This window comes from Aquabacterium sp. CECT 9606, from assembly GCF_918741295.1.
GTDB lineage: Bacteria > Pseudomonadota > Gammaproteobacteria > Burkholderiales > Burkholderiaceae_C > Aquabacterium.
In genome coordinates, this window is record NZ_CAKKNB010000003.1 from 323,613 (window position 1) to 338,797 (window position 15,185).

20 protein-coding genes are annotated in these 15,185 nt (G+C 60.4%); 14 read left to right on the plus strand and 6 right to left on the minus strand.

Features of this window, described 5'->3' with window-relative positions; translation table 11 throughout:
• Nucleotides 1–392 precede the first annotated feature (392 nt).
• Genes LQ232_RS23655 through LQ232_RS14185 form a run of 4 tightly spaced genes read left to right on the plus strand, consistent with a single transcriptional unit; the run spans nt 393 to nt 3,054 of the window.
• Nucleotides 393–1,373 (plus strand): virulence factor TspB C-terminal domain-related protein, encoded by a 981-nt coding sequence (locus LQ232_RS23655; protein WP_371820287.1) that lies wholly within the window; start codon nt 393–395, stop codon nt 1,371–1,373.
• Nucleotides 1,374–1,679 (plus strand): DUF2523 family protein, encoded by a 306-nt coding sequence (locus LQ232_RS14175; protein WP_230180996.1) that lies wholly within the window; start codon nt 1,374–1,376, stop codon nt 1,677–1,679.
• The gene (locus LQ232_RS14180) at nt 1,676–2,812 is read left to right on the plus strand and encodes a zonular occludens toxin domain-containing protein (protein WP_230180997.1); all 1,137 of its coding nucleotides are present in this window, start codon (nt 1,676–1,678) and stop codon (nt 2,810–2,812) included. The genes LQ232_RS14175 and LQ232_RS14180 overlap by 4 nt, the downstream gene beginning before the upstream one ends.
• Nucleotides 2,813–2,814: 2 nt before the next feature.
• The gene (locus tag LQ232_RS14185; protein ID WP_230180998.1) at nt 2,815–3,054 is read left to right on the plus strand and encodes a hypothetical protein; all 240 of its coding nucleotides are present in this window, start codon (nt 2,815–2,817) and stop codon (nt 3,052–3,054) included.
• Between the two features lie 45 nt (nt 3,055–3,099).
• Here LQ232_RS14185 and LQ232_RS14190 read toward each other — a convergent pair whose 3' ends face one another.
• Nucleotides 3,100–3,381 carry a hypothetical protein gene (locus LQ232_RS14190; protein ID WP_230180999.1) on the minus strand — a complete coding sequence of 94 codons (282 nt, stop codon included), beginning with the start codon at nt 3,379–3,381 and terminating at the stop codon, nt 3,100–3,102.
• A 210-nt stretch (nt 3,382–3,591) separates the two neighbouring features.
• On the minus strand, nt 3,592–3,840 hold the full coding sequence (locus LQ232_RS14195) for a hypothetical protein (RefSeq protein WP_230181000.1): 249 nt from the start codon (nt 3,838–3,840) through the stop codon (nt 3,592–3,594).
• Nucleotides 3,841–4,366: 526 nt separating this feature from the next.
• Here LQ232_RS14195 and LQ232_RS14200 point away from each other — a divergent pair.
• The 6 genes from LQ232_RS14200 (at nt 4,367) to LQ232_RS14225 (ending at nt 7,117) form a co-directional block, all read left to right on the plus strand.
• On the plus strand, nt 4,367–4,711 hold the full coding sequence (locus LQ232_RS14200; protein ID WP_230181001.1) for a YceK/YidQ family lipoprotein: 345 nt from the start codon (nt 4,367–4,369) through the stop codon (nt 4,709–4,711).
• 11 nt (nt 4,712–4,722) lie between these two features.
• Entirely contained in the window at nt 4,723–5,226 is a 504-nt protein-coding gene (locus LQ232_RS14205) for a hypothetical protein (RefSeq protein ID WP_230181002.1), read from the plus strand.
• A gap of 233 nt (nt 5,227–5,459) precedes the next feature.
• Nucleotides 5,460–5,621 (plus strand): hypothetical protein, encoded by a 162-nt coding sequence (locus tag LQ232_RS14210; protein WP_230181003.1) that lies wholly within the window; start codon nt 5,460–5,462, stop codon nt 5,619–5,621.
• Nucleotides 5,622–5,729: 108 nt separating this feature from the next.
• The gene (locus tag LQ232_RS14215; RefSeq protein WP_230181004.1) at nt 5,730–6,368 is read left to right on the plus strand and encodes a hypothetical protein; all 639 of its coding nucleotides are present in this window, start codon (nt 5,730–5,732) and stop codon (nt 6,366–6,368) included.
• Nucleotides 6,369–6,380: 12 nt separating this feature from the next.
• On the plus strand, nt 6,381–6,719 hold the full coding sequence (locus tag LQ232_RS14220; RefSeq protein ID WP_230181005.1) for a heavy-metal-associated domain-containing protein: 339 nt from the start codon (nt 6,381–6,383) through the stop codon (nt 6,717–6,719).
• Nucleotides 6,716–7,117 carry a hypothetical protein gene (locus LQ232_RS14225; protein ID WP_230181006.1) on the plus strand — a complete coding sequence of 134 codons (402 nt, stop codon included), beginning with the start codon at nt 6,716–6,718 and terminating at the stop codon, nt 7,115–7,117. Before LQ232_RS14220 ends, LQ232_RS14225 begins: the two co-directional genes overlap by 4 nt.
• On the opposite strand, the gene LQ232_RS14230 is transcribed toward LQ232_RS14225, so the two are convergent.
• On the minus strand, nt 7,114–8,136 hold the full coding sequence (locus LQ232_RS14230) for an AraC family transcriptional regulator (protein ID WP_230181007.1): 1,023 nt from the start codon (nt 8,134–8,136) through the stop codon (nt 7,114–7,116). The genes LQ232_RS14225 and LQ232_RS14230 overlap by 4 nt on opposite strands.
• 116 nt (nt 8,137–8,252) lie before the next feature.
• Between LQ232_RS14230 and LQ232_RS14235 the strand changes: the two genes are divergently transcribed.
• Genes LQ232_RS14235 through LQ232_RS14250 form a run of 4 tightly spaced genes read left to right on the plus strand, consistent with a single transcriptional unit; the run spans nt 8,253 to nt 12,459 of the window.
• Nucleotides 8,253–9,389: an acyl-CoA dehydrogenase family protein gene (locus LQ232_RS14235; RefSeq protein ID WP_230181008.1), complete on the plus strand. Its 1,137-nt coding sequence runs from the start codon at nt 8,253–8,255 to the stop codon at nt 9,387–9,389.
• A gap of 10 nt (nt 9,390–9,399) precedes the next feature.
• Complete coding sequence (locus LQ232_RS14240) at nt 9,400–10,596, plus strand: acetyl-CoA C-acyltransferase (protein WP_230181009.1); 1,197 nt, start codon at nt 9,400–9,402, stop codon at nt 10,594–10,596.
• A 28-nt stretch (nt 10,597–10,624) separates the two neighbouring features.
• Nucleotides 10,625–11,401 carry an SDR family NAD(P)-dependent oxidoreductase gene (locus LQ232_RS14245; RefSeq protein WP_230181010.1) on the plus strand — a complete coding sequence of 259 codons (777 nt, stop codon included), beginning with the start codon at nt 10,625–10,627 and terminating at the stop codon, nt 11,399–11,401.
• Nucleotides 11,402–11,421: 20 nt separating this feature from the next.
• The gene (locus LQ232_RS14250; RefSeq protein ID WP_230181011.1) at nt 11,422–12,459 is read left to right on the plus strand and encodes an AraC family transcriptional regulator; all 1,038 of its coding nucleotides are present in this window, start codon (nt 11,422–11,424) and stop codon (nt 12,457–12,459) included.
• Here LQ232_RS14250 and LQ232_RS14255 read toward each other — a convergent pair.
• Genes LQ232_RS14255 through mmsB form a run of 3 tightly spaced genes read right to left on the minus strand, consistent with a single transcriptional unit; the run spans nt 12,439 to nt 15,169 of the window.
• Entirely contained in the window at nt 12,439–13,515 is a 1,077-nt protein-coding gene (locus tag LQ232_RS14255; protein WP_230181012.1) for an enoyl-CoA hydratase/isomerase family protein, read from the minus strand. The two genes, LQ232_RS14250 and LQ232_RS14255, sit on opposite strands and share 21 nt — an antisense overlap.
• Nucleotides 13,512–14,276 carry an enoyl-CoA hydratase gene (locus LQ232_RS14260; protein ID WP_230181013.1) on the minus strand — a complete coding sequence of 255 codons (765 nt, stop codon included), beginning with the start codon at nt 14,274–14,276 and terminating at the stop codon, nt 13,512–13,514. Before LQ232_RS14260 ends, LQ232_RS14255 begins: the two co-directional genes overlap by 4 nt.
• Nucleotides 14,273–15,169, minus strand: coding sequence for a 3-hydroxyisobutyrate dehydrogenase (mmsB, locus tag LQ232_RS14265; RefSeq protein WP_230181014.1), 897 nt, complete (start codon nt 15,167–15,169; stop codon nt 14,273–14,275). Before mmsB ends, LQ232_RS14260 begins: the two co-directional genes overlap by 4 nt.
• Between the last annotated feature and the right edge of the window lie 16 nt (nt 15,170–15,185).

Consider the following 15,185-nt stretch of genomic DNA (forward strand, 5'->3'; position numbering starts at 1 on the left):
TCGGCCCGGCCCCTTCGGGGGCCTTTTTCTATTGAGGGGTAGTGCATGGGTATCTATGTGGTGATTGCATTCTCGGGGGCTGCATGGATCTTGTTGCGCGCTTGATTGTTTCGTTGTGCCTGCTGCTTCCATCCTTGGCGCGTGCTGATTACACGTGGACAGAGCCAATTTGGCAGAACCCATTCACGGGCGTTACTGGTACTCCGGCTGTTGCTTGTGCTTCTTCAAGCGGCCCAAGCAATGGGACTTATTGCACTGCTACATCGGTCGGTTATGACGCTGATGGCCGTGCTGCATGTAGGTCTACCTGCGATGGCGGCTATGTCGGCAACTTCTCTCTTGGGCCTTCTTGTCCAACTGGTGCGCTTTTGCTTAATGCTCAGACCGGGCGGATGGCCTGCCGTCATGACGCGCCTCAAAATGATTGCCCCGTTTCTGGCACTCAGCTAAAGGATTCGAGTTATCAGGCCAAGGCAGGTACTGGTGCTGGTGTCTCAATTTGCCTCGGCGGCTGTCTTGCAAAGGGCGCTTTTTCTGCTAAATATGGTGGGGTCAACTATGTCACCGGCCCGATCGTTTCCACTGGTGAAACCTGCTCCGGCGATGGCTCTGGTGGAGCTCCTCCTGCTGAGCCTGTCCCTACTCCGTGCGGTGCTGGAAAGTGCCCAGGCACGGTAACGATCAATGGCACAGCCACAACTGCGTGTTATGCCTGCGACTCGGTCACAACCACGAAGACGACCACTAGTTCAGCTAGTGCTGCTTCTGCCGCTTCTGGCGCTGCTCCTTCGGCTAGTTCTGCTGAGTCGGGTTCAAGTTCGAGCACGACAACATGCACTGGTAACGCGTGTACGACTACGCGCACCACTACGAAAAACAATCCTGACGGGTCTTCAAGTTCATCTGAGGAAACAGAGACCAAAGACAAAGCCTCCTATTGCGCTGAGAACTCTAAAGACCCTGCATGCAAAGGCGAAGATGAGAGCCAGTGGGGCGGGGCTTGTGCTGGTGGTTTTACATGCAAGGGTGACGCCGTGCAGTGCGCGCAAGCTCAAGCGGCGTATGACCTTTCATGTTCAGTGAAGACTGACCCGGCTAGTACGGTTGTTTCGGCTGGTGTTGCTGCCGTGGGCGCTGGCGATAGGCCTGCTGGTCATCCTGGCCTTGATCCCCAGACTCTTGATGTGCAAAGCACTCTTGATGCAACCAATCCATTCAGTGCGTCTTGTCCGTCTGACATTCAGATCAACGTCATAGGCACAACCGTGGCAATTCCTCTTTCCAGCGCTTGTGATGTGCTTCGAGTGCTTGGCTTTGTAGCTGTTGCGTTTTCTTTGTTTGGTGCTGGTCGTTTTGTTGTGGGGGCCGTCTAAATGCCGTTGCTTGTCTCTGCGCTTATTGGCGCTTTAAGTACTGCTGCTGGCACTCTGGTGATGAGGGTGCTTTTGTCGCTCGGCATGTCTTACGTTGCGTACCGTGGCATGGATGTATTGCTGGGTTGGGTCAAGGTGCAGGCGTTTAACTACCTCGGCCAAGCTGCTGGTGTGTCGTCGGTGATCACTCAGATCATGGGTGTCTTGCAGATCGGCACTTGCCTCAATATTTGGTTTTCAGCTCTGGGCATTTACCTTGGTTTGCGCTTGTCTGGTGGCGTCGTCAAGAAGCTGGTGACTAGATGACCATTGAACTCCAAACCGGCTTGCCTGGGGCCTGTAAGACCCTGTACACCCTTGATCGTGTCGAGGCATTGCGCAAGAAAACTGGGCGGCCAGTGTTCTTTCACGGCATAGCGATCTTTCCCGAGAAGCTGCCCGACTGGCAAAAGCTCGATGATCCAAAGGATTGGCACAAGTGCCCGCCTGAATCTATCGTGATCATTGATGAGGCGCAACAGTTGTTCAGGCCGCGCCCCAACGGCTCACAAGTGCCTGAGTACGAAAGCAAGCTTGAAACTCACCGGCACGGTGGCATTGACCTCATCTTGCTAACTCAACGCCCGCGCCTTGTGTCCGTCAACGTGCGTGAGCTGGTCGGTCGGCACTTGCATGCACATCGCACCTTCGGCATGCAGCGCTCCATGATCTACCAATGGTCAGAGTGCAAGATGAACACTCAGAGTCGCCAGGATGCCGATTCAAAGACCATGTATCGCTTCAACAAAGAAGTGTTCACTTGGTACAAATCATCCGAAGCGCACACGATGAAGGCCTCAATCCCTCCTAAGGTGTGGATGCTGCTTGGTCTGCTGGTGATGATTCCTGCGCTCGTTGGCTATGTGTGGTGGCACCTCCAAAAGAAATCTGAAGGCATTGAGCCTTCCACCATGGTCGATAAGGTCTCAAGCGTGGGGCAGGGCACTCAACAAAATCAGCAGGTAGGCGAAGCCCGCAAGGTTCTGACGACTGTGGAATACGTGGCCCAGTTTCAGCCTCGCGTCAACGGTTTGGCCTATACCGCGCCCGTTTACGATGAGGTCACAAAGCCCGTGAGGGCGCCTTACCCTGCGGCCTGTGTGCAAGGCAAAAGCCGCTGCCAGTGCTACACCCAACAGGGCACGAAATTGGAGACCGACAAGGCTTTGTGCGAGGGCATCGTGGCCGGTGGCTTCTTCATGGCCTGGGATGAAAAACGCGGTGAGCGCATAGAGGTCAACAAACCGCCCGCGTTGGCACCTGTTGCCACGCGTGAGCCGTCGTCAGGCTTGATCAACGCTACACCCGGTTGGACCCCATCCAGCGCCCGCCCATTGGCCGAACAGATCGCGGACGGTCAAAACCTTCGGCATGGTAAAAACAACCGTATACCGGGTTGAATATGAAGTTCATTGTTGCTTTGTTGGTGCTCCTGATCGTTGTTCTTTTGGGCTTTGTCTATTATCAGGATCAGCAGTGGGAAGCCTTCAAGCGTGCTCATGAGTGCAAGGTCGTTGCGCGTGTCAGCGGTGATGTTGTCAACACCACGGGCTTCGTCGGTGGCCGGGTTGTGGTCGGTATTGGCTCAACACCAGACAAGACTGGCTGGCTCTGTTCTGATGGGGTGGTTTACTACCGTTGATTCTGCCTGGTGTATTAACGCGATGCGTTATGTCCTGCAGTGGATTTAGAAGCCGGCCAGATCCATGTTTTCGAGGTTGGCCAGGGCAAATGCAAGCTGGAACATGGTCTGAAACTCAGGCGCTCTGCGGGGCGCCTTTTTCATGCGTGGACGGTACAGCACCCGGATCTTCAATGCGGCCGCACGGATGATCCTGCGGGCCGCTCTGGCTGCGCGTCCGGCCCTGGTGGTGGGCCTTGCCTGCTTGAGCATGCGCAAGCGGCCAAAGGGTAGTGGCAACTGAAGTGCAAATGCTTCGGCAAACTTCCTGAGGTTCTTGGCAATCATGGCAGTTCCTTAAATTTCAACCCGCGCAGATTGCTTCCTCGTTCCCCCAGCGGGGGCGGAGGGGGAGATGGCGCCAGGACGTAAGAAACCGGGTCGGCTTTGCAGCTAGACCCGGAAATAAAACAACCCTCTTGACGCCCCTCACAAAGTGCGGGGATCAAGAGGGTTGTTTCCGGGTCGTGCATGCAAAGCCGACACGGTTTCGAGATGCTAGGTCAGCCCAATAGCGCGGGGCGTGACACAAAGCGAAGCGACTGGCGCGACTTGAGCGGGCTGACCGGGTTTGACGCGTGGCGGTGGCATGCCTGTATTCAGCGGGTCGTTTGCCGCGCCAAACTGGCCGATGCGCTGCAGTTGGTCGATCACTCCATGCAGGCGTTTGATTTCAAGGCGCTGTGCAACCGTCAGGTTGTAGTGCATGTCACTGAGGTCCAGCACCTCGGCGTTGGTCTCTGACATTCCCCAGCGGGTGATCCAGAACAATGACAGTAGGACTGGGCGTGGCGCTCCCTTTATTCGCCACGTCTTGATCGTCCTTGTTGTGACACCCAGCGCCTTGGCTATGGCTTGGTCGCTGGGGCTCCCTATGTCCTCAAGCAATGCTTGAAAGGACGGCGTACTCTTTGGTAGTCGATTCAGCATGGATAGGAAATCGGCGCTGTGCTTGTTTGCTTGAGTCTGAAAGGCGCTTCCATAGGGAGATCAAAGCCTTCTTGGCTCGCTTCCACAAGTTGACATAATATACATCGTGGAAAGTTAATTGCATTGCTGCATGGTTGAAGGGATTGGCCATGGCGTTCCTCGCTCCGACCTTTCCAAAGCGCTGGGTCGCGGGCTTAACACGTCTCGCCTAGGCCAACCGCCCCCGTTGGGGTGATTGCTTGGGTCTCTTGCAGTGCCGACACTGCTAGCGCTTACCTAATCGACCAAGCAGTCTGCAGCGTCTTCAGGCGGCGCCCAATATCCAAACGACACATCAGGGAACATGAACTACGTCAAGATCGCCACAGCGCTTAGCGCACTGACCCTTTGCTCTTGCGCCTCAATTGTGGCCACAACCCAAGGCCCTTCGAAGAATGGCAGTCTCGTCTTCGCCGGCACCAGGCTCAATGCCAGTTTGATTGGAAAGAAGTCCTGCGAAAAGCCCTCCCCAGACAACCACGGTTGCGCATACGACAATACGCTGGCGCCATTCAGTCTCCTTGATTTCATCCCCAGCCTGGCCATGGACACTTTACTGCTTCCGTTCACAGCGCTGCATGCGGTTCTTCATCCGGTACATTCTTCGACCAGTCAAGAGCCCAGCCGCGAATCGGCCAGTGACAAATAAGCAGGGCGCGGATGCAAAAAACTCTGCTTATCGGCGCGGTACTGCTCACGACGTGTGCTGTGGCCGGCGCAGAATCGCTGTGCCAGCCGAGAGAGGAAATTGTCTTTTCGTGCAGCACATCCAGGACAAAAGTGATATCTGTGTGCTCCGCGCTGAGACCGGCCGGCGCTGCACGACCCTACATAGCCTATCGGTTCGGCACGGGCCAAAACGTTGAACTGGATATCACGGTCAAAGAACCTGGCAAGCGCAGCAGCGCGGCCTTGTTTCATTACTTTCGTCCCGGAGTTGACCGGACATCGTTGTCCTTTAAGCGACAGAGCACCACGTACACGGTCTTTTCAGAAGTTGACGAGGCGTTGATGCCCACCCACAAGGCCGGTGTTACGGCCTCTGTTCTGGGAAGACGTCCTGTTAACGTGCCCTGCATTGGCAACCCCACAGAGAACTGGTTCAAGCTGGACGGTCAGGTCGCTTGTGAAGACGAGGATTGGAACTCTTGCCAGGAACCCTAACCGGCGCCTAAGCGCCGCTCAACCCATTGCCGCTCAGCTATCATCGCCCCATGCACCGGCTGCTTGTCCTCATCATGATCGTGTTGCTTCCCTTGCGAGGCTGGGCTGGCGATCTCATGAGTTTTCAGATGGCCGCAAGCAGCGCCGTTGCCCATGTCGCAGATGCCATGCCAACAGCATGCCCGATGCACGCGCAGGCCGACCAAGCTCAGACAAACCAGACGCAGCCCGACATGAAAAACTGCGCCTCCTGTGGCTTGTGCATTCCTTTCGCCGATCTGGCTTTCAGCCGATTTGATGTGGTCACGGCTGCCAAAGATACCCAGCCCTTGTTTGGCGCCGCCAACTTCGCAAGTGCCCTGGTGGCCCCCACCGCCAAGCCGCCCATTTTTTGATCTCCAAGCCCAAAGTGCGTCCGCAGTTTCTGCGGTGACATGAACCGTGGCTCATCCCAGAGCCACCGCTGGAGATGCAATGAATCAACAACCATTCAAGGCCAGGCCATGAGGTGGCTGTTTGCCCTTGCGGCAGGGATCGCCGTCAGCAGCGCGGCGCAGTCGGCGCCCATGGGCTTCAAGGACAGCGCGATGGCCATGGGCGATTTCAGCCCCAACTGGCGGGAGTCCTGGGTCAACTACGCTCTGACAGCGCGCGATGCGGTGGGGGCCGGTGGCTTGTACATGCGCTCTGATGACAAGTCGAAGACGCGCACGCTCGCCGAAGTCAACTACACCCGCCTGGTGACACGTTGGAATCTGCCTCATGCCCAGGCGAACGTCTGGTTTTTCGCCGGTGCCGGCGCCATCCAGGGCAATGACTTCTCGGGTTCCAAACTGGCCTGGGCGCCCGGCCTGCAAGTGGACTACGAGACCACCCGCGTCTACGTGGCCGCGACGGGCCGCCTGTACCGCGCAAGCGGCTTGAACCACGACTTTGCCTCGGTCCGCGCGGGCTTCTCGTTCTACGAGGTGGACTACGACGAGATCCAACCCTGGTTCATCGTCGAGGCCCGCCGGATGAGGGGCCTGTCAGACAAAACAGAGGTCACGCCCATGCTGCGCCTCATCCACAACCGCTATTTCGTCGAGCTGGGAGTCAACAACTCCAAACAAGCTCGGGCGAATTTCATGTACATCTTTTGAAGGAACAAAACCATGACACACCCATCACGCATTCTGGTCACCGTGGCATTGATCGCCGGCTTCACTGCCCCAGCCTGGGCCACCACCAGCATCAAGGCCACGGTCAATGGCATGGTCTGCGCGTTCTGCGCGCAAGGCATTGAAAAGCGCTTGTCCAAGTTGCCCGCCACGCAGGCGGTCTATGTTGACCTGAAGCAAAAAGTGGTGGCCGTGGAAGCCAAGGCCGGCCAAACCCTGGACGGCAAAACGATCACGGCTGAGATCAAGGACGCCGGGTACGACGTGATCAGCCTGGAGACGGTTGAAAAGTCAGTCGCCGAGATCAAGGCCGACATGAAGGCCCCCAAGTGAGTGCCGACGGCATCATCGAGTCCAGGGCCAGCCTGTGGACTTCCGTGCTCAGCTTGTTCGCCAGCTCCAGCACCTTGGTGTGCTGCGCCCTGCCCGCCCTGCTGGTGGCGCTGGGCGCGGGTGCGGCGCTTTCATCGCTGGTCTCGGTTTTCCCGCAGGTGGTGTGGCTGAGTGAGCACAAGGCTGGCCTGTTTGTGTTCGCAGCGGTGGCCATGGTGGGTAGCGGCTTGCTTCAATGGCGAAACAAATCCGCGCCCTGCCCGGCCGACCCTGCATTGCGAATGGCCTGCTTGAAGACACGCAAGACCTCATGGCGCCTGTATCTGTTCAGCCTGGCCGTCTATTTGGTTGGCGGCTGGTTTGCCTTTGTGCAGCCATGGCTGATGAGGGCTGATTAAGCGGCAACCCTGCCACCGCTGCGCCGGTACACCCCCGGTGAGCAGCCCGTCCAGCGCTTGAACGCACGGTAAAAGGTGGTTGGGTCTTCAAAGCCGATCTGCACGCCGATCTCTTCGGGCGGCCAATGCGTCTGCATCAGCAAGCGGATGGCGACGTCGCGCCGCAGCTCGTCCTTGAGCAACTGAAAACTCGTGCCTTCTTGCTCAAGCCGCCGCGCCAAGGTCCGTGTGGACATCAACAGGCTTTTGGCCACATCTTCAATTCGGGTCAACTCACGCAACGTGCTTTCAAGCTGCTCGCGCACACGGTGGCTCACGAATCGCTCGGCAAAAGAAACGAACATCCAGTCGGCGGGCGCACGCAGCAGGAAGTCGCCAATGGCATCGGCACGCTGTCTCACGGGCCCTTGCAGCAACTGCCGGTCGAAGTGGATGGCCGTCACCGCCTGGTTGAAGCTGGCCTGGCCGGGGTAAAGGTAAACATAGTCAGAGGCGTAAGCAGGCGGCTTGTAGGCCAGGTCAACACGCGTGATCGGGATCTTGCGGCCTGCCAGCCACGAAGCCATGCCATGCACGAGTTTGAGCATCACCTCTTGCGCGAACCGATGCTGGCGCACGGCTTCGGTCTGCGGGCGAAGGATGACGCTGACCTGCTCTGGCGACGACACGAGCTCAAAGTGAAGGTCGTCCAGGACCAATTGAAAAAACTGGGTGAACCGGTGCAAGGCGGTGATCAGGCTGGAGGCCTGCACCACGCTCAGGGCCAGGAACTTGAGCGTGCCTGGCTTCAGTGGGCGCGAGAACATGCCCGGGCTTTCATCGCCAGTGTGGGTGGCAACCAGGCGGTAAAGCGCAGCGAATTGGTCCGTGGTCACACGCGCTTGGGGTGACGCCAGCAACTCAGTTGGAATGCCCGTTTGCTGAAGGATCGACAAGCGGATGGCGCTGGACAAGGCGGGCCCGTCGAGCAACTGTTGAGCAAAGTCGATGGGAACTGTGGTGGCAGACGGGTGACTCATTTTTGGCTGATTATGCAAGTAAATCGGCGGGTGCGGCAAGCGCTTGCAGGGTTCTCATTCCTACAATCGCCATCACCCAAAGCAACCAAATTGGCTTGATCGGCCAGTGAGATTTCATGCACTTCCAGCTGACCGACGAACAAAAGATGATCCAGGAGCTGGCCCGCACCTTCGCGGACCGCGAGATCATTCCACTGGCCGCCAAGGCGGATCGCGACGAGCAATTTCCTATCGCCGTTCAAGCCAAAGCGCTGGAACTGGGCCTGTTGAACCTGGCCTTGCCAACCGAATATGGCGGCGGGGGGCTTGGTGCAATGGAAGTGGCCCTCGTGACCGAGCAGTTGTGCAGAGGCTGCTTGGGCATCGGCGCGGCCTTGTCCATCAGCGCGCTGGCCAGCGAGCCGATCCTGATTGCCGGCACGCCAGCGCAACAACAGGCTTATTTCTCCAGGCTGGCCGCCGGTCAGTTCGCCAGTTTTGCCTTGACCGAACCTGCGGCCGGGTCCGACGTGGCCGCGTTGCGAACGCAAGCCAAACGCGTGGACGGTGGCTACAAGTTGACAGGCAGCAAGATCTGGATCTCCAATGCTTCATTGGCCAGCTTCATGGTGGTTTTCGCCAAGACCGACATGGACGCGGGCCACAAGGGCATCAGCGCATTTGTGGTTGAGCGTGAAGCGCCCGGCTTGTCAGTGGGCGAACCATTGGGCAAGCTTGGCCAGCGCGCGGCGCCCGTCTGCGAGGTGTTCTTTGACGAGGTTCACGTGCCCGAGTCCAGCCGGCTTGGCCAGGAAGGTGAAGGTTTCTCGATCGCCATGCGCACCTTCGATCGATCGCGCCCGATGGCCGCAGCCTTCGCACTGGGCGTGATGCAGCGTTGCCTGGACGAGGCCCTGGCCTATGCCAAAGAGCGGCGCTCCATGGGCAAGGCCATCCTGGAGCACCAGGCGGTGGGCCACAAGCTGGCCGAGATGAGCATGAAACTGGAGGCCGCGCGCTTGCTGACCTACCAGGCCGCCTGGCGCGCCGACCAGGGCCAGCCCAACACCGCGGAGTGCGCCATGGCCAAGGCCTTTGCCTGCGATGCGGCCATGTGGGCCGCCACGGAGGCGATCCAGGTGTACGGCGGCATGGGCTACAGCACCGAATTCCCGGTTGAAAAGCTGTTCCGCGATGCCAAAGTGCTGCAAATTTACGAAGGCACCAGCGAGATTCAGCGCAACATCATCCTGCGTGAACTGACGCGAGCCTGAGGTGACGAACATGAATCAGACCGATCCCATCGTGATTGCTGCCGTGGCCAGAACCCCATTGGGCGGCTTTCAAGGAAGCCTTTCCCACATCCCGGCGCCCTCGTTGGGTGCGCATGCCATCAAGGCCGCCATGGCGCGCGCTGGCGTGGCGCCAGACTTGGTCGACGAGGTGTACATGGGCTGCGTCTTGTCGGCGGGCCTTGGGCAAGCGCCTGCGCGCCAGGCAGCGCTGCAAGCGGGCCTACCGCACGCCACCGCCTGCACCACGGTCAGCAAGGTTTGCGGCTCGGGCATGAAGGCGGTGATGCTGGCCCACGACACACTGCTGGCGGGGCAAGCCCAGGTCATCGTGGCCGGTGGCATGGAGTCCATGAGCAACGCACCATACCTGCTGCCCAAGGCACGTTCGGGCCAGCGGCTCGGCCATGGCCAGGTGCTGGACCACATGTTCCTCGATGGGCTGGAAGACGCCTATGCACCCGACACCAAAGGCCAGTTGATGGGGCATTTTGCCGAGCTGTGCGCCAGCGAATACGGCTTCACCAGGCAGGACCAGGACGCGTTCGCCATCGAGTCGACCACCCGTGCCCACTGGGCCATCCAGCAAGGTGCTTTCGCGTGGGAGGTGGAGCCCGTGCGCGACGTGGTGCGCGGCCGCGAATCTGTGGTCGAGCATGACGAGCAACCGCTCAAGGCACAGCTGGACAAGATCCCCCAGTTGAAGCCGGCCTTTGGCAAGGATGGCACGGTGACGGCGGCCAACGCCAGTTCCATCTCCGACGGCGCCGCGTCCCTGCTCATGATGCGCGCATCGACCGCGGCCGCTTTGGGCGTGCAGCCCATCGCGCGCATCGCCGGGTATGCCAGCCATGCCCAGGAACCGCGTTGGTTCACCACCGCCCCCGCAGGCGCTGTGCGCAAGCTGCTCGCCAGAACAGGATGGCAAACCACCGATGTCGACCTCTGGGAGATCAACGAGGCGTTTGCCGTGGTGACGATGGCCGCCATGCGCGATCTGGATTTGCCACATGACCAGGTCAATGTGCATGGGGGCGCCTGCGCGCTGGGGCACCCCATCGGCGCCACCGGTGCGAGGCTGTTGGTCACTTTGCTGGGCGCCTTGCGCCGTCGCCAATTGAGCAAGGGCATCGCTACCTTGTGCATTGGCGGCGGTGAGGCCACCGCCGTGGCGGTGGAGCTGCTTTAAAAAACTTTGACTCAAGGAGACATCATTCATGGACATCTCGAACAGCGTTGTGTTGATCACCGGCGGCAGCTCCGGCCTTGGCGCCGCCACGGCGCGCATGGCTTTGCACGCCGGCGCCCGCGTTGTCATCGCCGACTTGGCCGAGCCCAAGCCCGATGCCCTGCCGGCCAGTGACAAACTGGTTTATGTGCGCACCGACGTGGCCGACGAAGCCAGTGCCGCTGAAGCCGTGAACACTGCCTTGAAGCGCTTTGGCCGTTTGGACGTGTTGGTCAGCGCTGCAGGCATCGGCCCAGCTGAGAGAATCCACGGCAAAAATGGCCCGCACAGCCTGGACAACTTCTCCCGGGTGATCCGGGTCAACCTGATCGGCACCTTCAACATGATGCGGCTGGCCGTGCCCGCCATGCTGTCATCGGGCGTGCCAGGCCATGACCAGGACGCTTCATCCTCACAAGGCGTGATCATCAACACCGCCTCGGTGGCGGCTTTTGATGGGCAGATTGGCCAGACGGCTTACGCGGCCTCCAAGGGCGGTGTGGTGGCCATGACCTTGCCCGCCGCACGCGATCTGGCGCGGGACCGGATACGTGTGCTGACCATCGCACCAGGCATCTTCGAAACCCCGATGCTGATGGGCTTGCCGCAAGAAGTTCAAGCGTCGCTCAGCCAGACGGTTCCCCACCCTGCCCGCCTTGGTCGGCCGGCCGAGTACGCGGCGCTGGCACGCAGCATCATCGAGAACGAATACCTGAACGGCGAGGTCATCCGGCTGGACGGTGCGTTGCGGATGGCCGCTCGCTGAGGGCCTGCTGCTTGGTCAACATGCGGCGCCCGTCGGTCGAGCCGGACACCATCTCGATCCATTTCGTCCAGCAAGCCTTGCACGCTGGGGTGCGCAGCCGCGTGCCGCTTGACCAGGTTCTTGAACAGGCCGCCATCCCGAGGCATTTCCTGGACGAGCCCTTGTCGCGGGTATCGCCCCGGCAGTTCGGCGAGCTTTGGCGCCAGATAGCACTGCACCTGGGCGACGAGTTTTTTGCATTGGGCCCGCGGCCTGCCAAGCCGGGCACCTATGCCCTGCTCTGCCAGGCCCTGTTGAGCAGCGAGAGCCTGCATGTGGCCTTGAAGAGGCTGTGCAGGTACACAGGCCTCGTCTTCGAGGGCCAGCATGCCAGCCTGGAAGTGAATGAACACACGGCCACGCTGCGTCTGCAAGATGACCAGGCGCGCACCACACCGTTCGCGCACGCCACCTATTTCATGATGGCGTATGGCCTGGCCTGCTGGCTGATCGCGCGTCGCATACCGATCCTGAGCTGTGGCCTGGGCGGCCATGCGCCTGGTTTCGAGGCCGAATACAAGGTCATGTTTTGCGAGCAACTGGCCTTTGGTGCACAGGATGGCACCCTGGTCATGCCCGCGTCCATGTTGACGCAGCCGGTTTTGCAAAGCGCTGAATCTCTGCGCCTGTACCTGCAACGGGCACCCGATGTGTTTCTGGTGAAGTACCGCAACACGGACAGCATTGCTGGCCAGGTCCGTACCCGCTTGCGTCACATTCGGCCGGTCGATTGGCCAGATCTGCACGCCATGTCAGCCTCCCTCAACATGGCGCAAGCCACCTTTCGCCGCCGCCTGGATTCAGAGGGCACCACCTTCCAAGCCATCAAGGATCACCTGCGCCGGGACATGGCCATCACGGCATTGCGGGAGGACCGGGCGTCCATCGAACAAATCGCGCACGACATCGGCTTTGCCGAAGCCCCGGCGTTTCACCGCGCGTTCAAAAAGTGGACGGGCATGCGCCCATCCGACTACCGGCGGGGCACACTCGAGAAATCACAGCGTGACGGACCTTGAACGTTCATCCGCCAGGCGGATGGCATGCTCGATCACCGATGGCGTCAGATCCTCGATGCGCGGAACTGTCCAGTTGGGCTTGCGGTCCTTGTCGACCAACAAGGCCCTGACCCCTTCGGTGAACTCACCGCAAGACAAAGCCTGCTGGATGAAGCCGAACTCCATCTTGAAGCAGTCCTTCAAGGGCAGATGCCGCCCGCGCTTCAAAGATTCGCAGGTCAGGGCCAGCATCAAGGGGGAATGGCTGCGCAAGCTTTCCAATGTGGCCAGCGCCCAGGGGCTGCCGTCCGTCGTGAGTCTGTGCACCAGCTCGGTCAACGAGGCCCAAGGCTGGAAATGCTCAAAAATCGTGGGCCATTGCTTTGCCAGCATGGCCGATTCGATCTTCGTTGCTGGATCATCCATGCTCAAGGCGGCCCGCAACTGATCTGCATCGCTCACGTTGATGCCCGAAGACCAATCGATCGCCTCCAGCAATGCGGGCAATGCCTCCGGATCGTCGACCTTGCTGCGCGCATCGGCCAGCTGGGCATAGATGGCGTCTTGGGCGCCAATCGTTGTCGCCGTGAGCGCCAGGTAGCGGGCAAGCGGCTCTGGTAACTTTGAAAAGAAGTACGAGGCGCCAACGTCGGGGATCAAACCAATGCGTGTTTCTGGCATGGCGATGCGCACATTGCTGGCCACCAGGCGCAGGCTCGCGCCCTGGGCCAGCCCCATGCCGCCCCCCATGACGATGCCATGCATGAAGGCCACCACTGGTTTGGAGAAGGTGTGGATGCACAGGTCAAGGCGGTATTCGTCGATGAAGAAGTCCCGGTGCAATGCGCTGCCATCTTTCACGCTCTGGGCAATGGCGATCACGTCTCCGCCGGCACAAAAGGCCTTGGCCCCGCTGCCGCGCAGCACCACGGCTCGGATCGCTGGGGCGGCCTGCACTTCTTGCAGCATCGCGTACAACTGCAGCACCATGCCGTGCGACAGCGCATTGAGTGCCTGTGGCCTGTTCAGCGTGATCAGGGCAACCTTGTTGACGATCTGCAGTTGCACTTCGCTCATTGCCATGCCACCGGACGCTTGTCCAAAAAGGCGTTGACCCCTTCGCGCTGATTGGGGCCATTGAACAAGTCCATGAAAGACTCACGCTCAAGGGCGAGTGCGGCACGCCGCGGCACGCCTTCACGGGCGGCATGGATCAATTGCTTGCAGGCGCGCACGCTGTCGGGGCTTTGCCGGGAGACGCGCTCCGCCAGCGCCAAGGCTTTGGCCAGCGCCTGGCCGGTGGGCACCACTTCCGTCACGAGGCCGATGCGCAGGGCGGTGGCCGCATCCAACCTTTCGCCCAGCAGAATCATGCGCTTGGCCCAGCTCTCGCCCACCAGCCAGGGCAAGGCCTGGGTGCCGGCAGCACAAGGCAGGAGGCCCACCGCGGCCTCTGGCAAAGCCAACTGCGCGTGCGCTTCAGCGATGCGGATGTCCGTGGCCAGGGCGCATTCGAGCCCACCGCCCATCGCATAGCCGTTGATGGCCGCGATGGTCACCAGGCGCGAATCGGCCAGCACTTCGAACGCGGCCCCAAACGCTTGGGCCATCGCCAGGGCCATGGCCTTGTCGCCATCGGCGAAGGTGTTGAGGTCAGCCCCCGCGCTGAAGAACTTGGGCCCCTGGCCGGTGATGACGAGTGCACGCACCGCCGGGTCGGCGTCGAGCTGGAGGACGGTGGCGCGCAGTTGCTGCAGCCCTTCCAGGCTGAAAGCGTTGGCGGGCGGGCGGGCCAGCGTGATCAGGGCCGTGCTGTCTTGAAGTTGGAGTTCGATCATGGCGATGATGGCAAGGTGGCGAGCAGCTTGATGATGGAGGAGAAGTCGAGGGCACCTTGGCCCTGGCTGCTCCATTGCTGGTAAAGATCCTGAGCCAGGGCGCCCATGGGCAAAGGCTGGTGTTTTTCATGCGCCGCATCCATCGCCAGCCCCAAGTCTTTGAGCATGAGGTCGACCCCGAAGCCGCCGGTGTACCCCCGTGAGGCGGGCGCACCATCAATGACACCCGGGAAGGGGTTGTAGGTGTCGGAGCTCCAGCACCGGCCGGTCGATGTGTTGATGATCCCGGCCAGCACCTTGGCGTCCATGCCCTGGCTGGTGCCCAGTGACATGGCCTCGGACACGCCCACCATGGTCACGCCCAGCAGCAGGTTGTTGCACAGTTTGGCCACTTGCCCATTGCCCACCGCTCCGCAGTGGACGATGTTGCGACCCATGCATTGCAGCACCGGCTTGATGCGCTCGAACAGGGCTTCATCACCGCCAACCATGAACGTGAGCGTGCCGGCTGCGGCGCCACCAGTGCCGCCAGAGACGGGCGCGTCGGCAAACGCGTTGCCGTGGGCTTGGGCGCTGGCCGACAGTTGGCGTGCGGTGGCGGGGCCGATGGTGCTGCAATCCACGATGGGCACGCCTGGCTGGACGTAGCCTAGAACACCGCCTTCACCGTTGATCACCTTGTCCACATGGCGGGCCGCCGGCAACATGGTGATCACCATTTCTGCGCCATCCACGGTGTCGGCCAATGACGCGCCTGGCCGGGCCCCCTGCGTCGCCAGGCGATCCAAGGCCGCAGCATCGAGGTCATAGACCGCGAGTTCATGCCCAGCCTTGAGCAGGTTGCCGGCCATGGGTGCGCCCATGTTGCCCAATCCAATGAAAGCGATCTTCATGCCCTCTCCTTCCTGC